The sequence below is a fragment of the Streptomyces sp. BPTC-684 genome (assembly GCF_030028635.1).
GTDB lineage: Bacteria > Actinomycetota > Actinomycetes > Streptomycetales > Streptomycetaceae > Streptomyces > Streptomyces noboritoensis.
The window spans coordinates 1,054,011-1,070,686 of sequence record NZ_CP124863.1 but is presented as its reverse complement, the minus strand read 5'-3'; the positions used below and the strand labels follow the sequence as shown (position 1 = coordinate 1,070,686).

The window sequence follows — 16,676 nt, the reverse complement described above, 5'->3', positions numbered from 1 at the left end:
GGGGGAGCGCGATCGGCTGGCGCGGGCCGCGCTGACCAGGGTCATCGAGCCGGGGGATGAGCGGGGCGGCCGATGGCTGCGTATGTACGGGGCGGTGGAGCTGATGCGGCGCCTCACCTCGCCCGAGGACGCCGAGAACGCCGACGACCCGCTCACCGGAGTGAGCACCGCACGGCTCGCCGGATACCGCAGACGCGCGGCGGGCGCCGCCCCCGAACGGGACCTCGCCACACTGGCCGCGCTCGGCGGGCGGTTCATCTGCCCCGGAGACCACGAATTCCGTGGACATAAACTGTGTTGCCCCAGGGTGAGTTGCGACTGAGAGGCTTCAATGTTGTGGGTGAGTGGTCGCTCTTCTGGACGGGTGATGCAGGTACACCGGGGGAAGAAACGGTGCCTGGATGGGGTGACTTGCGGGAGCGGGAGGCCGCGCTGAAGTTCCGTGACCGTCAACCGATCCTGATGTCGCCCGAGGGGCGGGTTGACCCTCGGTTGAGCAGGATCTTCCGGCGGTCGGCGTTCTCGGCCAAGGCGGAGGGCACCCAGGAGACGTACGCGCCGCTGTACCGCGTGTTCTTCACCTTCTTGTGGCAGCGGGGTCTGAACTGGGATCAGGTCACTTCCGAGGATCTGGAGGACTGGGAGGACTGGCGGCGTCGTGCGGCGGCGAACCCCAAGCGGATCGAGGGTGCTACCTGGGCGAAGGAACTCGCGGCCCTCAACCTGCTCTACACAGCGGCCTGCGGGCACGGGTTCGTGCGGGAGAACCCGGTACTGACGCGCACGGTCCGTACAGAGGACGGTGGCACGGCCGAGGTCGCGGAACTGGCCCCGAACGACGTGGTCTACGCGGACGTCAAGTGGCTGACCCCGCGGGCTTACCGCTTGTGGAGGAACGTGGGGCTGGGCGGCTTGCTGCCCAGCGGCCTGGAGGACGGGGGATGGCGGGGCCGGCTGGGAGGCCGGGACTGTGCTTTCTCGGACCTGACGTACTCCAGCGGGATGCGCCGTCGCGAGGCCGGGACGCTCCTGACCCATGAGATTCCCGAACTCGGCCGACAGAACTACTACTCGGGGAAGGTGGGCCAGCAGGTCGCCAAGCGGGCTCGCCACACCTTCTACGCCAGTCATGCCGCTCTGCAGAGAGTGTGGGGCTACCGCCTGAGCATCAGAGCGGAAGCGGTAAGGCTTGCGCAGGTCCGGGGAGCCTACGACGACGTGCCGGGTCAGCGGATCGTCCAGTCGATCACGCGGCAGGGGAAGGTGTTGTGGACGGAGTGGGACGGCCGTCTGGGCGAGGGCTCCTTGAACACGCTTACGGCGGCGGACCGGCTCAGGCTCTACATCCGTACGGAGGACGGTCTGGAGCCGGCGATGTTGTGGCTGATGGAGAACGGCATGCCGTTCTCCTACAAGAGCTGGACGAAGGTCTTCGAACGGGCGAGTGACCGGTGCGAGGCCCTGGGGCTGGGGGTGTTCGCGACCCCGCACATGCTGCGGCATTCGATGGCCCTGCGGGTTCTGGTCGCTCTGCACAATGCGCTCGACCGCCGTCTGGGGCTGACGCCTGCTGAACGGCGTCACTACGAGGATGTCTACGGACAGGTCTGGTCGATGGTCAAGGACATGCTTGGGCACAAGAACGAGCAGGTCACCCGGGATATCTATCTCGAACCGGTGCGGGGGCTGCAGCTGGATTCGCTCCTGAACGACGAGGACAACCCGGTCGACACCGAGAAGCTCGCGGAGCTGTCTGCCCGCACCGGCCTGATCCTGGACGCGGCGTGAAGGGGCGGGGGCCCGGACGCTGGGCAGCGCTGCCTGAAGCAGGCTGGGAACCGGAGGCGGTACTCGACCCGACCGGCTTGGCTGTCCGGGCGGTCGGCGAGCACGGTGAGGACCTGGGCACCTGGGACTTCACCGACGCAGCCGGGCCGGAGAGTTTCCGCCGGGAGCTGGTGGTCCTCTTCGCCCGGCATGGCCGGGCCCGGTGGACGAGCAAGGAAACGTACCGGACGAGGGCGCGGATCCTGCGCAGATTTCTGCGGGACGCCGCGGCGGCCGAGCCGCCGATCACCGCGGTTCATCAGGTCAGCGTGACCTGGTGGAAACAGTGGAGCCAGGTCAGCCAGGGCCGCCGGGACTTCGGCCCGGTCCTCAAAGACAGCGTCCAGCTGCCGGAGCAGACCCGCGCCTACCTGGAGACATGGCGCCGTCGGCCGGTTGCCGACAGGCAGGCTGCCAAGCCCAAGCGGGCTCATTCCAAGGCCGAGTTGAAGGCGGTCCGTGACGCGGCCGCAGCGACTGTGAGGGCGGCCCGCCTGCGCATCCAGGACAACGTCGCGCTCATGGAACGCTGGCGCGCGGGGGAACTGGCCGAGGGGAGCCGGGACTGGCTCGTGGGCCAGTTGCTGGACCACGTCGCCCGCACCGGGGACGTCCCCCGCGGCAAGAGCGGGCGCCGTCTGTCGCCGACGACCCGCTACCAGGTGGGCGATGACGCCGTCGGACTGTCGCTGAACGGGCTCTTCCCGACCTTCCTTGAGGCCGGGGCCGCAGCGGTGCTGCTGATCATCCACGAGGGCTGGAATCTGTCCGTGCTGAAGAAGATGCAGGTTCCTGCCTACTGGCCGAACGCGGACGGGGACAGCGAGGCCCCGGCAGTGCACCGGGTTGCCACGGACAAAGCCCGTCGCGGCAAACGGCGCCGCCACGCCAGCAACAACCTCGTCGATGCCGGCGAAGGCAGCAGCGGCTGGGCCATGAATCAAGTCCTGGATCTGACACGGCAGGCCAGGCTCACTCTTCAGGAACTGGACCGACCGAGCTCGCTGCTCTTTCTGGCCCGGCGGAATCGCGGAGGACCGGAAAACCTGGACGGCTTCCTCAAGGGCAGTGCCCTTGAGGAAGCGATCTGGGACTGGGCCCGGAGCCGGCGGGCAGCCGGTGTCCAGCTTCCGCCCAGGATCAGTGCCCAGCCGCTGCGGCACAGCGCACAGGTCCACCATGGCCGGGCCCGCAACAACACCGAGGCAACCCACGCGAAGGACTACCTGTTCAAGGACGAGAAAGTCCGCGAGGACTCCCGCGCAGTCGTGGAGTCGGGTCTGGCCAAGGCCGTCGAGCACGCCCGGGAACGCGTGGAGATGCGGCTGGTCGCCCACGCGACCGGTGACACCGACTACGACGCCGACCAGGTCGCCAAGGCCGTGGGGGTCGATCGCGAAACTGCGATGGAGATCGTGGCAGGGCGGCTGAAGACGCCCGTCGCCTCCTGCACGGACTTCGAGAACTCCGACTTCAGCGAGGCGGGCAAGCCCTGCGGGGTGTCCTTCCTGCTGTGTTTCGCCTGCCGCAACGCAGTGGCGACCGCACGTGACCTGCCGAGGGTCGCCTATCTCCACCAGGTCATCGAAGGGCTTCGCGCGACGGTGACCCCTGCGGCCTGGGCAGCGGACTGGGAAGGCCATCACGCCCGCATTTCCGACTTCCTGAGCACCCACACCAGCCCGGAGATGCGGGCCGGGCTCTTGTCCGCTCTGGCCGAGACGGACCGGCACCTCATTGACCGCATGCTCGACAGGAGGCTCGATCCGTGACGACGACTGCTCTGGCCGGCGGGATCCGTCTGGTCGACCCGGCCCCTCACGACCTGGTCCTGCCCTCCCACCGGGTCCGCTCCAACGTCCCCGACGACGTGCTCCCGCGCTTCTTTGAGCTGGTCTGGCGCCTGTCCTACATGATCCACAAGGACACGGTGAAGTCTCAGATCGTCAACTGGGCCCGCTGCCCCGAGCCGTTTCAGGCCTCGTTGATGCGGGTGGGCTGGGCGGTCCTGAACATCCCGACCCCCGCGGTCATGTTGAACGAGACGGCCTCCCGGGCGGTGATATCGCCCAGGGCCCTACGGTTCACATTCAGTGTCTGGATGGACTTCGCTCGCTGGCTCATCAAGCGGGAGATCACCGAACTCACCGCGGTGACGGCGGAGGACCTGGCCGAGTACGCGGAACACATCCGCACCTACGGACGCTCCTGGGACCACGACCGGCGGGCCGCACGGGCACTGAGCCGAATCTGGGCCTATGCCCCTTTCCTGCTGCCGCAGGACCGTCTGGTGATGCCGCCCTGGGAGGATCCGGCGGCCGCGATGACCGACTTCCTCGGAGAGAAGGACACCCCCGCCGGAGGGGAGAACAGCATCCCGATCGTCCACCCGGCAGTAATGTCGCCCCTGCTGGTCTGGTCGCTGCGGATGGTTTTGGACCTGGGGCCGGACATCCTGGCCGCCTGGCGGGAACGCAAGTGCCTGCTCGACCGCACCCGCGAGCCTTCCGCTCGCGGGGACAGCCAGAAGGTCGTCGACTACCTCAAAGACTTGATCGCACGGAGGCAACCGCTGCCTGGCTACTCCGGCTATCAGACCCGCGGGATCAAGCTGAGTGCCCAGTCCCGGGGAAGCGAGGGACGTTTGCCTGCTCTCAACCGCTCCTACGTCGCCGGAATCGTCGGGGTCAACCTCCACCAGGTCACCGTGGGCCGGAAGCGACTGCAGCACGAGCTGGAACCCCGGCATTTCGGCTCCTCTGCCCCGCTGGACATCCCGGTCACGGGCCGCATCGGAGACAGGCCCTGGACCGACTCGATTGACTTCGAGAACGTCCCCTTGCTGGCCCGGCACTTGTCCACGGCCGCACTGATCGCTACCGCCTACCTCTCCGGCATGCGTCCGGAAGAGGTCCAGCACCTCGTCAAGGGCTGCTGCACACGCGAGGACCGCAAGGACGGCACCGTTCGCTACAAGGTCACCGGTCGGCACTTCAAGGGCGTCATTGACGACGAGGGCAACACGATTCCCGAGGGCGAGATCCGTCCGGACCCCTGGATCGTCCTGGAGTTCGTGGCCCAGGCGATCGCGGTGGTCGAAGAGCTGGAGACCGGTGACCTGCTGTTCTCCCGCAGCTTCGCCCCGGCGCGACGGCCCCGTTCGGAAGACGGTGTCGGTGATGCGGTCACCGGCGACGTGGCCGCCAGACGCATCGCCAGCTTCATCGCCTGGGCCAACCAGCAGGCTGTCCGCCACGACCGTCCGCACGAGCTGATCCCGGAAGACCCCGACGGCCCCGTCGTCCTGCAGCGCTTCCGCCGCACGATCGCCTGGTTCATCCACCGCCAGCCGGGCGGGCGGATCGCGCTGGGAGTGCAGTTCGGCCACGCGGCCACGCTGATCGGAGAGTCGTACGCCGGACGCTCGAAAGCCGACATGCTCGAACTCCTCGACTTCGAGGGAGGCCTGGCCTTGGCGGATGCCCTCTCCGAGGCCCGCGACCGCCTAGCCGACGGCGAGAGCGTCAGCGGCCCGGCCGCCACCCGCTACATCGCTGCCGCAACGGAGTTTGAGAACCGGTATGCCGGCACCTACCTCGGCAAACGAGAACTCAAGGCGCTGAGGAAGAACCCGAAGCTGCAGGTCTATGAAGACCCGAAAGCGTTCCTGACCTGCAACTTTGATGCCTTCAAGGCCCTCTGCGACCCGGAACTGGGACAGAGCAGTGCGGGCGGGCAGCGGACCCCTGACCGGTCCAGGTGCAACCTGGCCTGCGCGAATATCAGCCGCACCGACTCCCAGATCGCGGCCGTCCAGGCCGAGATCGACGAGATCGATGCCGCCGCCGCGGACGGGCTGGACCCCTACCCCATCGCCCGCCGCGAGCAACAACGGCGAGCTGGCCTCGTCCAGATCATCGAACGGCACCGGGCCACCGCGATCCCCGCCAGCCCGGCCAAGGAGAGGGACTCATGACTCAGGTTCAGGGACCGGAGGCTGCGGCGGAACCTGTCCCGGACGGCGAGCGGGGCTGTCAGGCCGCTGCCATCGCCGAGACCGTCGGAGCGGTCCTTGCCCACACCGCTGATGCCGCTGCCCCGCACAACCCGGCAAACGCCGCTGAGATTCGGGCGATCACCGATGCGATGGTCCGGCTCTTCGTCGGGGCGCCTCTTCGCTCAGACGGACAGCTCACGGTCAAGTCCCTGGCCGAGGAGGCCGGACTGCGGAGGAACAAACTCACCCACAAGCACACCGGCCTCAAGGATCTCTTCTACGCGCTGGCCAAGGCCCAACAGGCCCCGCCGCAGCCCTTCACCGACAAAGAGCGAGAGGCGAGCGACAAACAGAAGAAGGACCTGACCCGAGTCCGAGCCGAACGGGACAGCCTCCGCGCCAAGACCCAACAGATGGCCCGGGTCATCCATGTCCTTGAGGTCGAGAACCACCAACTCAGGCAATCCGCCGGAACCGATGGAGTCGTCCGCGTCATGCCGAGCCGCAACTGACACCGATGTCCTCTCCACTTTGCGCGGAGCGATCTTGCTGACCCAGGCGTCCACGATCAGGCCGCGGCCATCAGGGTCTCCTTGCTGGCGCGCTCTCCAGGGTGAAGGACCCGAACCGTTCCCGATCACGGGTCCTTCACGTGCCAGCGTTTAGAAGACGCTCACCTTGTTGAGGGTGACGTTTTCGGGAGGGGAGTGCACAGGGGGAGGCCCTCGACGTCCTTCCAGGAGTTCGGGAAGAAACTCCTGTACACGTACACGCCGTCCGGGATCGCGTAGTAGCGCGTTTCCGCGATCTTGAGTCGATACGTGTCCGTACGGCACGTCACGAAGAAGGCGTCGTCGGCCTTGATCCAACCAACGGAGGTGACGGAGGACACTGGCATGTCGGCGCGAGGCGTGATCTTGAGCAAGCCCTGCGTCTTGCTGGGTGTCGGCAAGTCCAGGTAAGGGCTCGTGGTGCGGCCCGCTGGATTCGTCGAGCATGAGGGAGATTCCTCGATGTCCTTATGGGAAGTGTCTCCGTCCCGAATCAAGGCGCTTGCCTTCACGTAGTAGCCGGTTTCCGCGATCTTGAGTAGACCCGAGTCCGTACGGCACGTCACGAAGAAGGTGTCCCCGGCCTTGATCCAGAGGTCGAGGGCGAAGGGGCGACTGTCTGGGGCGAAGATGTATACCCGGATGCTGGATTGAGGCGTGATCTTGAGCAGGCCCTGCGTCTTGCCGGGTGTCGGCAAGTCCAGGTCGAGATCATTGTCGGTCGAGTTGCTGCACGAATCGGGGGTTGTGCAGGCGGTGAGGTTATCGCTGTGGTGGGTGGGCTCTCCTCCCTTCCCGCCCAACCAGAGCATGGCGAGTGAACCGCAGAGGATGAGAAACGCAGAGACGATGAGGCCGACATGGCTCTTCAGCGACATGACGTTTCCGCCTCCGCCGGAGGGCCGGATTGGCTGCACGTCGCCGGTTCCGCTGGTGCCAGCGTCACGCCTGACGTCAGCGAAGCACCGGTTGACCCACGCCACGGAGCGCCCTGCTGCCAGGGCTCCGGCGACCCACATCTTCTTGATGACGGGCAGGGGTTCGGACGGTGACAGCACCTCGTACAGGGCCACGACGCGATACCAGCGGGGGTACTCCTCCGCCCCGCGGAGCAGCTCCGATACCTTGCCTTTGCTGGTCAGCCGCTTCACGCCTTCGGCGCCTCGCGACTTTTCACTGATCTCCTCGGTACTGAGGCCGCTGTCGAAGTAGGCGGTACGCATGAGGTTGAGCCATGCACGGTGGGAGTCGCTCACGGTCTTAGCGATGGGTCCGAGCCCCGGCCCCGGCTTGCTGGCGCCTCTGCTGGTGGCGACCGTCGTGCTCATGCGGCCTTCTCGTCGGTGTTGTCGCCTTGGTTGTCCTCTGTGGCCTCGGCAGCTGAGAGGTCGTTGCGCTCTAGGGCTTGGGTGGCGGGCGGGAGCGGTGTCGGCGCGCGGGGCGTCTCGTCCTGGCAATTGCCGCCCTCCAACGCTTGGAGCAGCTGCTGCACGCCCAGCACAATCACCAGGATGAGTGGGCTGATGACGGCTGCGGGCTGTCCGAGGACGAGCAGCGTGATCACCAGACTGGTGAAGGTGATGAGCCCGGTGAGGGCGATGACGAGTCTGGTTTTGAGGGTGGTCACGGGAGTGCTCCTCCGTGTGTCGCGTCCGGCTGGTGACCTCCCGGCGTTGCCATACGGCCGGATGCCGTCGCTCGGTGCGTCGTTGCGCTAACGCAAGGTCATCACCTAGCAGCATGCGCAACCATTAGGGGTATCGATAGACCTTTGACTCAAAGCGGAACGATCATGGAGTGACGGGGAGGGAACGGGGCAGCTCATGAACTATTAATGGAAAGTTCCGGGTTTCGGTCTTGCGCTCGTCTTCCCTTGACCCGCCAATAGGGCGTGTGGTGTGAACCAAGGTTCGCACTGCTGGGTCTGCCGCGTCCGGAAGACCACGGCACTGAGTGGCCCCCTCGTTTTGCCGCGAGGGGGCTCAGTCGTTTCGGCGGCACGGGACTGCTGGCTCGCTTCGGTCGCTGATAGGGTCCGACTCCGAGGCTGAGGCAACACGCTAGGACTGTCCCTAGAACACGAATGGCCGGGACAACTGGACGACCTGGGCGACGCCCGTCCGGTCGGGCTCTGGCTGCGGGGCCCGGCCGACCTGCGGTTATGGGCACTCAGATCCGTCGCCGTGGTCGGCGCCCGAGCCTGCACTCCCTACGGCGCCCACATGGGCGCCACCCTCGGCGCCGGGCTCGCCGAAAAGGGCTGGGTGGTCGTCTCCGGCGCCGCCGCAGGAGTGGACGGCGCCGCCCATCGCGGCGCCCTCGCGGCAGGCGGCGCCACCATCGCCGTCCTCGCCAGCGGAGTCGACGTCGTCTACCCGCGCGCCCACGCCGAGTTGATCGGCCGCATCGCCGAACAAGGCGTACTCGTCGCGGAGTTGCCACCAGGCGATCATCCAACCCCCAGCCGGTTCGTCCAGCGCAACCGCGTGATCGCCGCCCTCACCCGCGGCACCGTCGTCGTCGAGGCCGAATACCGCAGCGGCTCCCTCGTCACCGCGCGCAACGCCCAACGGCTCGGCCGCCACACCATGGGCGTACCCGGCCCCGCCACCAGCGGACTCTCCGCCGGAGTCCACGAACTCCTGCGCGGCGAAGCCGCCCTGGTCACCGACGCCGCCGAAATCGTCGAACTCGTGGGGGAGATGGGCGAACTCGCCCCGCCGCGCCGGGGCCCCGTCCTGCCCAGGGACCTCCTCACCCCCGCCACCGCACACGTACTCGACGCCCTGCCCGGCCACGGCGAAGCCCCCGTACGGGACATCGCCCGCGAGGCGGCGACCACACCCGAGGACACCCTCGGCAGGCTGTACGAACTGCACTCCCTGGGGTTCGTCGAACGCGAAGGGGACGGCTGGCGGTTGGCGTCAAGCCCGCTCCGTACGCCGGGCACGCGGCGAGGCGGTGCTTGACCTGGAGCATTCGGGTGAAAAGGTAAGGCCGATGACCATCGAGGGCCGCACACCAGCGCTTTCGGGGCCGACGCACCCCGCGACGGCCCCCACCCCCGCGCGTGACCGGCCGCCCGCACCGGGCAAGCCCGATCCCCCCACGTTTGCGCACCGCAACAGCCCGGTCACGCTACGCTCACGAGAACCCCGCAGCAGAGACAGCTCCCCGCTCACGTCACAGCAGAACGGCTCAAGGCAACGAATGCCCCAGCACACCTCCGGGTCTGATCGCACGGCAGCTCCCCCCGCTGCCCGCGCCGGCGGCACCGTGCGACCACCGGCGCCCTCGTCCGTCGACGAACTGTGGCGCTCGTACAAGAGCAGCGGCGACGAGCGCCTGCGCGAACAGCTGATCCTGCACTACTCGCCGCTGGTCAAGTACGTCGCGGGCCGAGTGAGCGTCGGGCTGCCGCCCAATGTCGAACAGGCCGACTTCGTCTCCTCCGGAGTCTTCGGACTCATCGACGCCATCGAGAAGTTCGACATCGAACGGGCCATCAAATTCGAGACGTACGCCATCACGCGCATCCGGGGCGCGATGATCGACGAACTCCGCGCACTCGACTGGATCCCGCGCTCCGTACGGCAGAAGGCCCGCGCCGTCGAGCGCGCCTACGCGACCCTCGAAGCACAGCTGCGCCGTACGCCCTCGGAGAACGAAGTCGCGACCGAAATGGGCATCGCGGTCGAGGAACTGCACTCCGTGTTCAGCCAGTTGTCGCTCGCCAACGTGGTCGCGCTCGAAGAGCTGCTGCACGTCGGCGGCGAGGGCGGCGACCGGCTCAGCCTCATGGACACCCTGGAGGACACCGCCGCCGACGACCCCGTCGAGGTCGCCGAGGACCGCGAACTGCGCAGACTGCTCGCTCGCGCCATCAACACGCTGCCGGAGCGCGAGAAGACGGTCGTCACCCTCTACTACTACGAAGGCCTCACCCTCGCCGAGATCGGCAACGTCCTCGGCGTCACCGAGAGCCGCGTCAGCCAGATCCACACGAAGTCCGTCCTCCAGCTGCGGGCCAAGCTGGCCGACGTGGGCCGCTGAGCACCACCCCGGCACATCGCCCCTCCGCGGATCCCCGGCCCCAGCCTTACAGTGGAGCGGTGCCAAGGATTCGAGCGGCCTCAGTGGCCGAGCACCGCGCCATGCAGCGCGCCGCCCTGCTGGACGCCGCACGCTCCCTGCTGTCCCAAGGCGGCACCGACGCCCTGACCTTCCCCGCCCTCGCCGAGCGCACCGGGCTCGCCCGCTCCTCCGTGTACGAGTACTTCCGCTCCCGGGCCGCCGTCGTCGAAGAGCTCTGCTCCGTCGACTTCCCGCAGTGGGCGGCCGACATCGAAGCCGCCATGCAGCAGGCCGCAGGCCCAGAGGAGAAAGTGGCGGCGTACGTACGCCGCCAGCTGGAACTCGTCGGCGACCAGCGCCACCGAGCCGTCGTCGCCATCTCCGCCAGCGAGCTCGATGCCGGCGCCCGCGAGAAGATCCGCGCCGCCCACGGCGGCCTCATCGCCATGATCGTCGAAGCCCTCGGCGACCTGGGCCACACCCAGCCCCGCCTGGCCGCAATGCTCCTCCAGGGCATGGTCGACGCCGCCGTCCGCCGCATCGAACTCGGCGCGGCGGAGGACCCGACGGAGATCACGGACGCAGCGGTGGGCATGGCGCTGCGGGGTGTGGTCGGCTGAGCCCCGGGGCCGCGAAACACGCACGTGCCGCCCCCTCCCCTCCCCCCTCCCTCCCCCCCACCCCGGCCCCGTCCCCCCTCACACCCCCCAAACCGGCAGCAGCCGCGCATGCCCGCCACGGACCAGTGCCAGCGGGTTCAGGTACAGGTCGCCCCGTTTGAACCCCCAGTGCAGACAGCTTTCCGCGCAGTGCGGCGGGCGATCCGCGTCCGGTTCCGCCGCCTCGATCACCGCCACCAGCTCGCCCCCGGACACCCGCTCGCCCTCCCTGACGAGCGCCCGCACCGGCTCGTAGGTCGTCCGTAAAGGCGGGCTTCCCGAGCCGTCCAGGGTGATCGTGAGTACGCCCTTCCCCGCGACGGGGCCCGCGAAGGTGACCCGGCCCGCCGCGACCGCACGGATCTCCGTGCCCGGTGGGGCCGCCAGGTCGACGCCGCGGTGGCCGGGGCCGTACGGCGTGGTGGGCGGTTCCCAGCCCCGTACGACCACGGGCGTACCGGGAACCGGCCACAGCCGACCGGCCCTGGGCGCCACCCCGCCCGCGCCCACGGCGGCGGCAGCCGCCGCCCCGCCACCCGGCGGCGCGGGCAACGCGGGACGGGCGGGGGCCGCCGCCGAGGTGGCCAGCGCCCCCATCGTGACCAGGCAGATCAGTGTGCGGTGCATGCCGGAAATGATCCCGGGGGGAGGGGATTCGCGGTGATCATGGGCCGGAGCTGTGGACAACCGGCCCGTTGTGGACAGTGGCGTCACCCGGCACGGTGAGGGTCCCGTACACTTCTTGTGGCGATCCGGGTCACCGGGTCGACTTCGCACGCCCCGCCGGTGGTCCAGACCACCGGCCGCGCCTCTCGGTCCTTCACCTGTCAACGGTGCGGGGCACGGCGCATCGGGGCGTCAGGCGCGGCAGCCGCCCGGCGGCCGCGATAACCGAGTACCTCAAGGAGTACGGCCATGGCCGTCGTCACGATGCGGGAGCTGCTGGAGAGCGGCGTCCACTTCGGTCACCAGACCCGTCGCTGGAACCCGAAGATGAAGCGCTTCATCTTCACCGAGCGCAACGGCATCTACATCATCGACCTGCTCCAGTCGCTGTCGTACATCGACCGCGCCTACGAGTTCGTCAAGGAGACCGTCGCGCACGGCGGCTCCATCATGTTCGTCGGTACGAAGAAGCAGGCTCAGGAAGCCATCGCGGAGCAGGCGACTCGCGTGGGCATGCCCTACGTGAACCAGCGCTGGCTCGGCGGCATGCTGACCAACTTCTCCACCGTCTACAAGCGTCTGCAGCGCCTCAAGGAGCTCGAGCAGATCGACTTCGAGGACGTCGCGGCCTCGGGTCTCACCAAGAAGGAGCTCCTGGTCCTCTCGCGCGAGAAGGCCAAGCTGGAGAAGACCCTCGGTGGTATCCGCGAGATGTCGAAGGTTCCCAGCGCCGTCTGGATCGTCGACACCAAGAAGGAGCACATCGCCGTCGGTGAGGCGCGCAAGCTCCACATCCCGGTCGTCGCGATCCTCGACACGAACTGCGACCCCGACGAGGTCGACTACAAGATCCCGGGCAACGACGACGCGATCCGCTCCGTCACCCTGCTCACCCGCGTGATCGCCGACGCCGTCGCCGAGGGCCTCATCGCCCGTTCCGGCGTCGCCACCGGTGACTCGAAGCCGGGCGAGAAGGCCGCCGGCGAGCCGCTCGCCGAGTGGGAGCGCGACCTGCTTGAGGGCGACAAGAAGGCCGACGACGCCGAGGCCCCCGCGGCCGAGGCTCCGGCCGCTGAGGCCCCGGCCGCTGAGGCCGCTGTCGAGGCTCCGGCCGCCGAGACCGCCGAGGCCCCGGCCGCGGACGCCGAGCAGGCCTGACCTTCACGGTCTTCGCTTCGGCGGTGACGGCGGGGGCACACGCTGTGCCCCCGCCGTCACCCCGTAGCCCCGTAGATCTTCCGTAGATCTTTCAGACTTCGAGTCAGACTTCCGAGAGAGAAACACAGACTCATGGCGAACTACACCGCCGCTGACGTCAAGAAGCTCCGCGAGCTCACCGGCGCCGGCATGATGGACTGCAAGAAGGCGCTGGACGAGGCCGACGGCAACGTCGACAAGGCCGTCGAGGCGCTGCGCATCAAGGGCCAGAAGGGCGTCGCCAAGCGCGAGGGCCGTTCCGCCGAGAACGGCGCGGTCGTCTCCCTCCTCGCCGAGGACAACACCTCCGGTGTCCTCCTCGAGCTGAAGTGCGAGACGGACTTCGTCGCCAAGGGCGACAAGTTCCAGGCCACCGCCGCCGCGCTCGCCGCGCACGTCGCCGCGACCTCCCCGGCCGACCTGGAGGCGCTGCTCGCCTCCGAGATCGAGGCCGGCAAGACCGTCCAGGCGTACGTCGACGAGGCCAACGCCAACCTGGGCGAGAAGATCGTCCTGGACCGCTTCGCGCAGTACGCCGACGGCTTCGTCTTCGCGTACATGCACCGCACCATGCCCGACCTGCCGCCGCAGATCGGTGTCCTGGTCGAGCTGGACAAGGCCGACGCCGACGTCGCCAAGGGCATCGCCCAGCACATCGCCGCGTTCGCGCCGAAGTGGCTGTCCCGCGAGGACGTCCCGGCCGAGGTCGTCGAGACCGAGCGCCGCGTCGCCGAGGAGACCACGCGCGCCGAGGGCAAGCCCGAGGCCGCGCTGCCGAAGATCGTCGAGGGTCGTGTCAACGGCTTCTTCAAGGACGCCACGCTCCTTGGCCAGCCGTACGCGCTCGACAACAAGAAGTCCGTCCAGAAGGTTCTGGACGAGGCCGGTGTCACCCTGAAGCGCTTCACGCGCATCAAGGTCGGCATCTGAGTCCGTTCAGCGATCGACGGAAGACCCCGCTAGGGTCTGAGGCAGTCGTCGGCCGCGCTCGCGACGGACGACCGCAGATCTGACGAGGAGGCCATTGCCGCTCAGGGACACAGCACCCACCGGCAATGGCCTTCTTCGTATGTGTACGAGGAGATCCCCATGAATCAGGGCGCGGACGCCGCCACCCAGGCTGACCACAAGCGCGACGACGGCAAGGTGACCGGACGCTTCATGCTGAAGCTCTCCGGTGAGGCGTTCGCCGGCGGAGGGGGTCTCGGCGTGGACCCCGACGTCGTGCACGCCATCGCCCGCGAGATCGCCAATGTCGTACGGGACGGCGCGCAGATCGCCGTTGTCATCGGCGGCGGCAACTTCTTCCGCGGAGCCGAGCTCCAGCAGCGCGGCATGGACCGGGCCCGCTCCGACTACATGGGCATGCTCGGCACGGTCATGAACTGCCTCGCCCTCCAGGACTTCCTGGAGAAGGAGGGCATCGACTCCCGGGTCCAGACCGCCATCACGATGGGCCAGGTCGCGGAGCCGTACATCCCGCTGCGCGCCGTGCGCCACCTGGAGAAGGGACGCGTCGTCATCTTCGGCGCGGGCATGGGCATGCCGTACTTCTCCACCGACACCACGGCCGCCCAGCGCGCTCTGGAGATCGACGCCGAGGCCATGCTGATGGGTAAGAACGGGGTGGACGGGGTCTACGACTCCGACCCCCGCGTCAACTCGGACGCCGTGAAGTTCGACGCGCTGGAGTACGGCGAGGTCATCACCCGCGACCTGAAGGTGGCGGACATGACGGCCATCACCCTCTGCCGTGACAACAACCTCCCCATCCTGGTCTTCGAACTGCTCGCCGAGGGCAATATCGCGCGCGCGGTCAAGGGTGAGAAGATCGGCACGCTCGTGAGCGACCAGGGCACCCGGGCCTGACCGGGGGATGGACAATCCCCTGACGGTCGGACACCGTGCAGGGAAAGACGCGGGTTACGCAGGGCCGTTGGGCACCCCACGGAGCACTCCCGGCCCACTCAAGACATGCAGGAGCAAGTGGTGATCGAAGAAATCCTCCTCGAAGCCGAGGAGAAGATGGAGAAGGCCGTCGTGGTCGCCAAGGAGGACTTCGCCGCGATTCGCACCGGCCGTGCGCACCCGGCGATGTTCAACAAGATCGTGGCCGACTACTACGGTGCGCTGACGCCGATCAACCAGCTGGCCTCGTTCTCGGTGCCCGAGCCGCGCATGGCCGTGGTGACCCCGTTCGACAAGAGCGCGCTGCGCAACATCGAGCAGGCGATCCGCGACTCGGACCTGGGCGTCAACCCGAGCAATGACGGCTCCATCATCCGGGTGACGTTCCCGGAGCTGACGGAGGAGCGCCGCCGGGACTACATCAAGGTCGCCCGGACCAAGGCCGAGGACTCCAAGGTGTCGATCCGCTCCGTGCGCCGCAAGGCCAAGGACGCCCTCGACAAGCTGGTCAAGGACAAGGAGACCGGCGAGGACGAGGTCCGCCGTGCGGAGAAGGAGCTCGACGACACCACCGCGAAGTACGTGGCGCAGGTGGACGAGCTGCTCAAGCACAAGGAAGCAGAGCTGCTCGAGGTCTGATGAACGACTCTTCCTGGGGGGCTCCGCCGCGACCCGAACACTGGGGGCCACCCGACCAGGGGCCTTCCCAGGAGGTGCCTTCGGCGGGGGCTGCCTACGATGCGTATGACGCCCCGTCCCGTACGCACCGATCGCCCGTCGTGACCGACACGGGCAACGACGCCGTACACCGCGAAGAACGTGACCGGGGGGCCGCTCGGGTGAGCGGTCCCCTGTTCCGCGAAGAGACGCCGCAGGAGCCCATGCCCAGCTCGGTACCACCTTCGACTCCGCAGCAGCCGCAGCGGCCCGCGCAGCCGGAGAAGAAGCGGGCGGGGCGCGACCTGCGGGCCGCGATAGGGGTCGGCGTCGGGCTCGGCGCGGTGATCCTGGCGTCGCTGTTCGTCGTCAAGGCCGTCTTCGTCGGAGTGGTCGCGGTGGCGGTCGTCGTCGGGCTGTGGGAGCTCACCTCCCGCCTCGACGAGCGCAAGGGCGTCAAGGCGCCGCTGGTGCCGCTCGCGGTGGGCGGCGCGGCGATGGTCGTCGCCGGCTACGCGCGCGGTGCCGAAGGCGCGTGGGTGGCGATGGCGCTGACGTCGCTTGCGGTGCTGGTGTGGCGGATGACGGAGAAGCCCGAGGGCTATCTCAAGGACGTCACCGCGGGCGTCTTCGCGGCGTTCTACGTGCCGTTCCTGGCCACGTTCGTCGCGATGATGCTGACCGCCGACGACGGGCCGTGGCGGGTGTTCGTCTTCCTGCTGCTGACCGTGGTCAGCGACACCGGCGCGTACGCGATCGGCTGGCGCTTCGGCAAGCACAAGCTGGCGCCGCGCATCAGCCCCGGCAAGACCCGTGAGGGCCTGCTCGGCGCGGTGACGTTCGCGATGGCGGCGGGTGCGCTGTGCATGCAGTTCCTCATCGACGACGGCCAGTGGTGGCAGGGCCTGCTGCTGGGCCTCGCGGTCGCGGCGAGCGCCACGCTCGGCGACCTCGGCGAGTCGATGATCAAGCGGGACCTCGGCATCAAGGACATGGGCACCCTGCTGCCCGGCCACGGCGGCATCATGGACCGCCTGGACTCCTTGCTGCCTACGGCACCGGTGGTGTGGCTGCTGTTGGTCGCCTTCGTCGGCGGCGGCTGACCGGCTGCTCCACCAGGCGCTGACCTGCCGTTTTACC

14 protein-coding genes and 2 pseudogenes are annotated in these 16,676 nt (G+C 68.3%); 13 read left to right on the top strand and 3 right to left on the bottom strand.

The genetic code is table 11. The annotated features are described in order from the left end of the window. Positions 1-16 precede the first annotated feature (16 nt). The 5 genes and pseudogenes from QIY60_RS04625 to QIY60_RS04605 all read left to right on the top strand — a co-directional run. A pseudogene (locus tag QIY60_RS04625) lies at positions 17-280 on the top strand (DNA-protecting protein DprA); the annotation flags it as partial. Positions 281-411: 131 nt separating this feature from the next. Next, entirely contained in the window at positions 412-1,788 is a 1,377-nt protein-coding gene (locus tag QIY60_RS04620; protein ID WP_283141268.1) for a site-specific integrase, read from the top strand. Positions 1,789-1,865: 77 nt separating this feature from the next. Then, the gene (locus QIY60_RS04615) at positions 1,866-3,599 is read left to right on the top strand and encodes a hypothetical protein (RefSeq protein ID WP_283141267.1); all 1,734 of its coding nucleotides are present in this window, start codon (positions 1,866-1,868) and stop codon (positions 3,597-3,599) included. Beyond that, entirely contained in the window at positions 3,596-5,803 is a 2,208-nt protein-coding gene (locus QIY60_RS04610) for a hypothetical protein (protein WP_283141266.1), read from the top strand. Before QIY60_RS04615 ends, QIY60_RS04610 begins: the two co-directional genes overlap by 4 nt. After that, a complete protein-coding gene (locus tag QIY60_RS04605; protein WP_283141265.1) occupies positions 5,800-6,336 on the top strand; it encodes a hypothetical protein in 537 nt (178 codons plus the stop codon). Before QIY60_RS04610 ends, QIY60_RS04605 begins: the two co-directional genes overlap by 4 nt. A gap of 161 nt (positions 6,337-6,497) precedes the next feature. On the opposite strand, the gene QIY60_RS04600 is transcribed toward QIY60_RS04605, so the two are convergent. Both QIY60_RS04600 and QIY60_RS04595 read right to left on the bottom strand, forming a co-directional pair. Next, the gene (locus QIY60_RS04600) at positions 6,498-7,703 is read right to left on the bottom strand and encodes a hypothetical protein (protein WP_283141264.1); all 1,206 of its coding nucleotides are present in this window, start codon (positions 7,701-7,703) and stop codon (positions 6,498-6,500) included. Next, positions 7,700-8,002: a hypothetical protein gene (locus QIY60_RS04595; RefSeq protein ID WP_283141263.1), complete on the bottom strand. Its 303-nt coding sequence runs from the start codon at positions 8,000-8,002 to the stop codon at positions 7,700-7,702. Before QIY60_RS04595 ends, QIY60_RS04600 begins: the two co-directional genes overlap by 4 nt. A gap of 454 nt (positions 8,003-8,456) precedes the next feature. On the opposite strand from QIY60_RS04595, the pseudogene dprA reads away from it, so the two are divergent. The 3 genes and pseudogenes from dprA to QIY60_RS04580 all read left to right on the top strand — a co-directional run. Further along, positions 8,457-9,344: pseudogene (gene dprA, locus QIY60_RS04590) on the top strand (DNA-processing protein DprA); the annotation flags it as partial. A gap of 241 nt (positions 9,345-9,585) precedes the next feature. Further along, on the top strand, positions 9,586-10,428 hold the full coding sequence (gene whiG / locus QIY60_RS04585) for an RNA polymerase sigma factor WhiG (RefSeq protein ID WP_283141262.1): 843 nt from the start codon (positions 9,586-9,588) through the stop codon (positions 10,426-10,428). Positions 10,429-10,511: 83 nt separating this feature from the next. Next, positions 10,512-11,069 carry a TetR/AcrR family transcriptional regulator gene (locus QIY60_RS04580; RefSeq protein WP_283145818.1) on the top strand — a complete coding sequence of 186 codons (558 nt, stop codon included), beginning with the start codon at positions 10,512-10,514 and terminating at the stop codon, positions 11,067-11,069. Between the two features lie 78 nt (positions 11,070-11,147). Here the strand turns inward: QIY60_RS04580 and QIY60_RS04575 are convergent, their stop codons facing one another. Beyond that, positions 11,148-11,735, bottom strand: coding sequence for a M23 family metallopeptidase (locus tag QIY60_RS04575; RefSeq protein ID WP_349253899.1), 588 nt, complete (start codon positions 11,733-11,735; stop codon positions 11,148-11,150). 288 nt (positions 11,736-12,023) lie between these two features. Here QIY60_RS04575 and rpsB point away from each other — a divergent pair, with 288 nt between their 5' ends. The 5 genes from rpsB to QIY60_RS04550 all read left to right on the top strand — a co-directional run bounded on the left by rpsB (position 12,024) and on the right by QIY60_RS04550 (position 16,639). After that, complete coding sequence (gene rpsB / locus QIY60_RS04570; protein WP_283141261.1) at positions 12,024-12,932, top strand: 30S ribosomal protein S2; 909 nt, start codon at positions 12,024-12,026, stop codon at positions 12,930-12,932. A gap of 132 nt (positions 12,933-13,064) precedes the next feature. Beyond that, complete coding sequence (gene tsf, locus QIY60_RS04565; RefSeq protein WP_067164807.1) at positions 13,065-13,901, top strand: translation elongation factor Ts; 837 nt, start codon at positions 13,065-13,067, stop codon at positions 13,899-13,901. Positions 13,902-14,060: 159 nt separating this feature from the next. Then, the gene (gene pyrH / locus QIY60_RS04560; protein WP_283141260.1) at positions 14,061-14,840 is read left to right on the top strand and encodes a UMP kinase; all 780 of its coding nucleotides are present in this window, start codon (positions 14,061-14,063) and stop codon (positions 14,838-14,840) included. 120 nt (positions 14,841-14,960) lie between these two features. Then, positions 14,961-15,518, top strand: a complete 558-nt coding sequence (gene frr / locus QIY60_RS04555) for a ribosome recycling factor (protein WP_266984297.1) — start codon at positions 14,961-14,963, stop codon at positions 15,516-15,518. Further along, on the top strand, positions 15,518-16,639 hold the full coding sequence (locus QIY60_RS04550) for a phosphatidate cytidylyltransferase (RefSeq protein WP_283141259.1): 1,122 nt from the start codon (positions 15,518-15,520) through the stop codon (positions 16,637-16,639). Before frr ends, QIY60_RS04550 begins: the two co-directional genes overlap by 1 nt. Positions 16,640-16,676: the final 37 nt, after the last annotated feature.

Excerpts from the sequence above, each read along its gene's own strand:
- QIY60_RS04605 (WP_283141265.1), top strand. The coding sequence starts at position 5,800 with ATGACTCAGGTTCAGGGACCGGAGGCTGCGGCGGAACCTGTCCCGGAC.
- QIY60_RS04600 (WP_283141264.1), bottom strand. The coding sequence starts at position 7,703 with ATGAGCACGACGGTCGCCACCAGCAGAGGCGCCAGCAAGCCGGGGCCG.
- whiG (WP_283141262.1), top strand. The coding sequence starts at position 9,586 with ATGCCCCAGCACACCTCCGGGTCTGATCGCACGGCAGCTCCCCCCGCT.
- QIY60_RS04575 (WP_349253899.1), bottom strand. The coding sequence starts at position 11,735 with ATGCACCGCACACTGATCTGCCTGGTCACGATGGGGGCGCTGGCCACC.
- rpsB (WP_283141261.1), top strand. The coding sequence starts at position 12,024 with ATGGCCGTCGTCACGATGCGGGAGCTGCTGGAGAGCGGCGTCCACTTC.
- tsf (WP_067164807.1), top strand. The coding sequence starts at position 13,065 with ATGGCGAACTACACCGCCGCTGACGTCAAGAAGCTCCGCGAGCTCACC.
- pyrH (WP_283141260.1), top strand. The coding sequence starts at position 14,061 with ATGAATCAGGGCGCGGACGCCGCCACCCAGGCTGACCACAAGCGCGAC.
- QIY60_RS04550 (WP_283141259.1), top strand. The coding sequence starts at position 15,518 with ATGAACGACTCTTCCTGGGGGGCTCCGCCGCGACCCGAACACTGGGGG.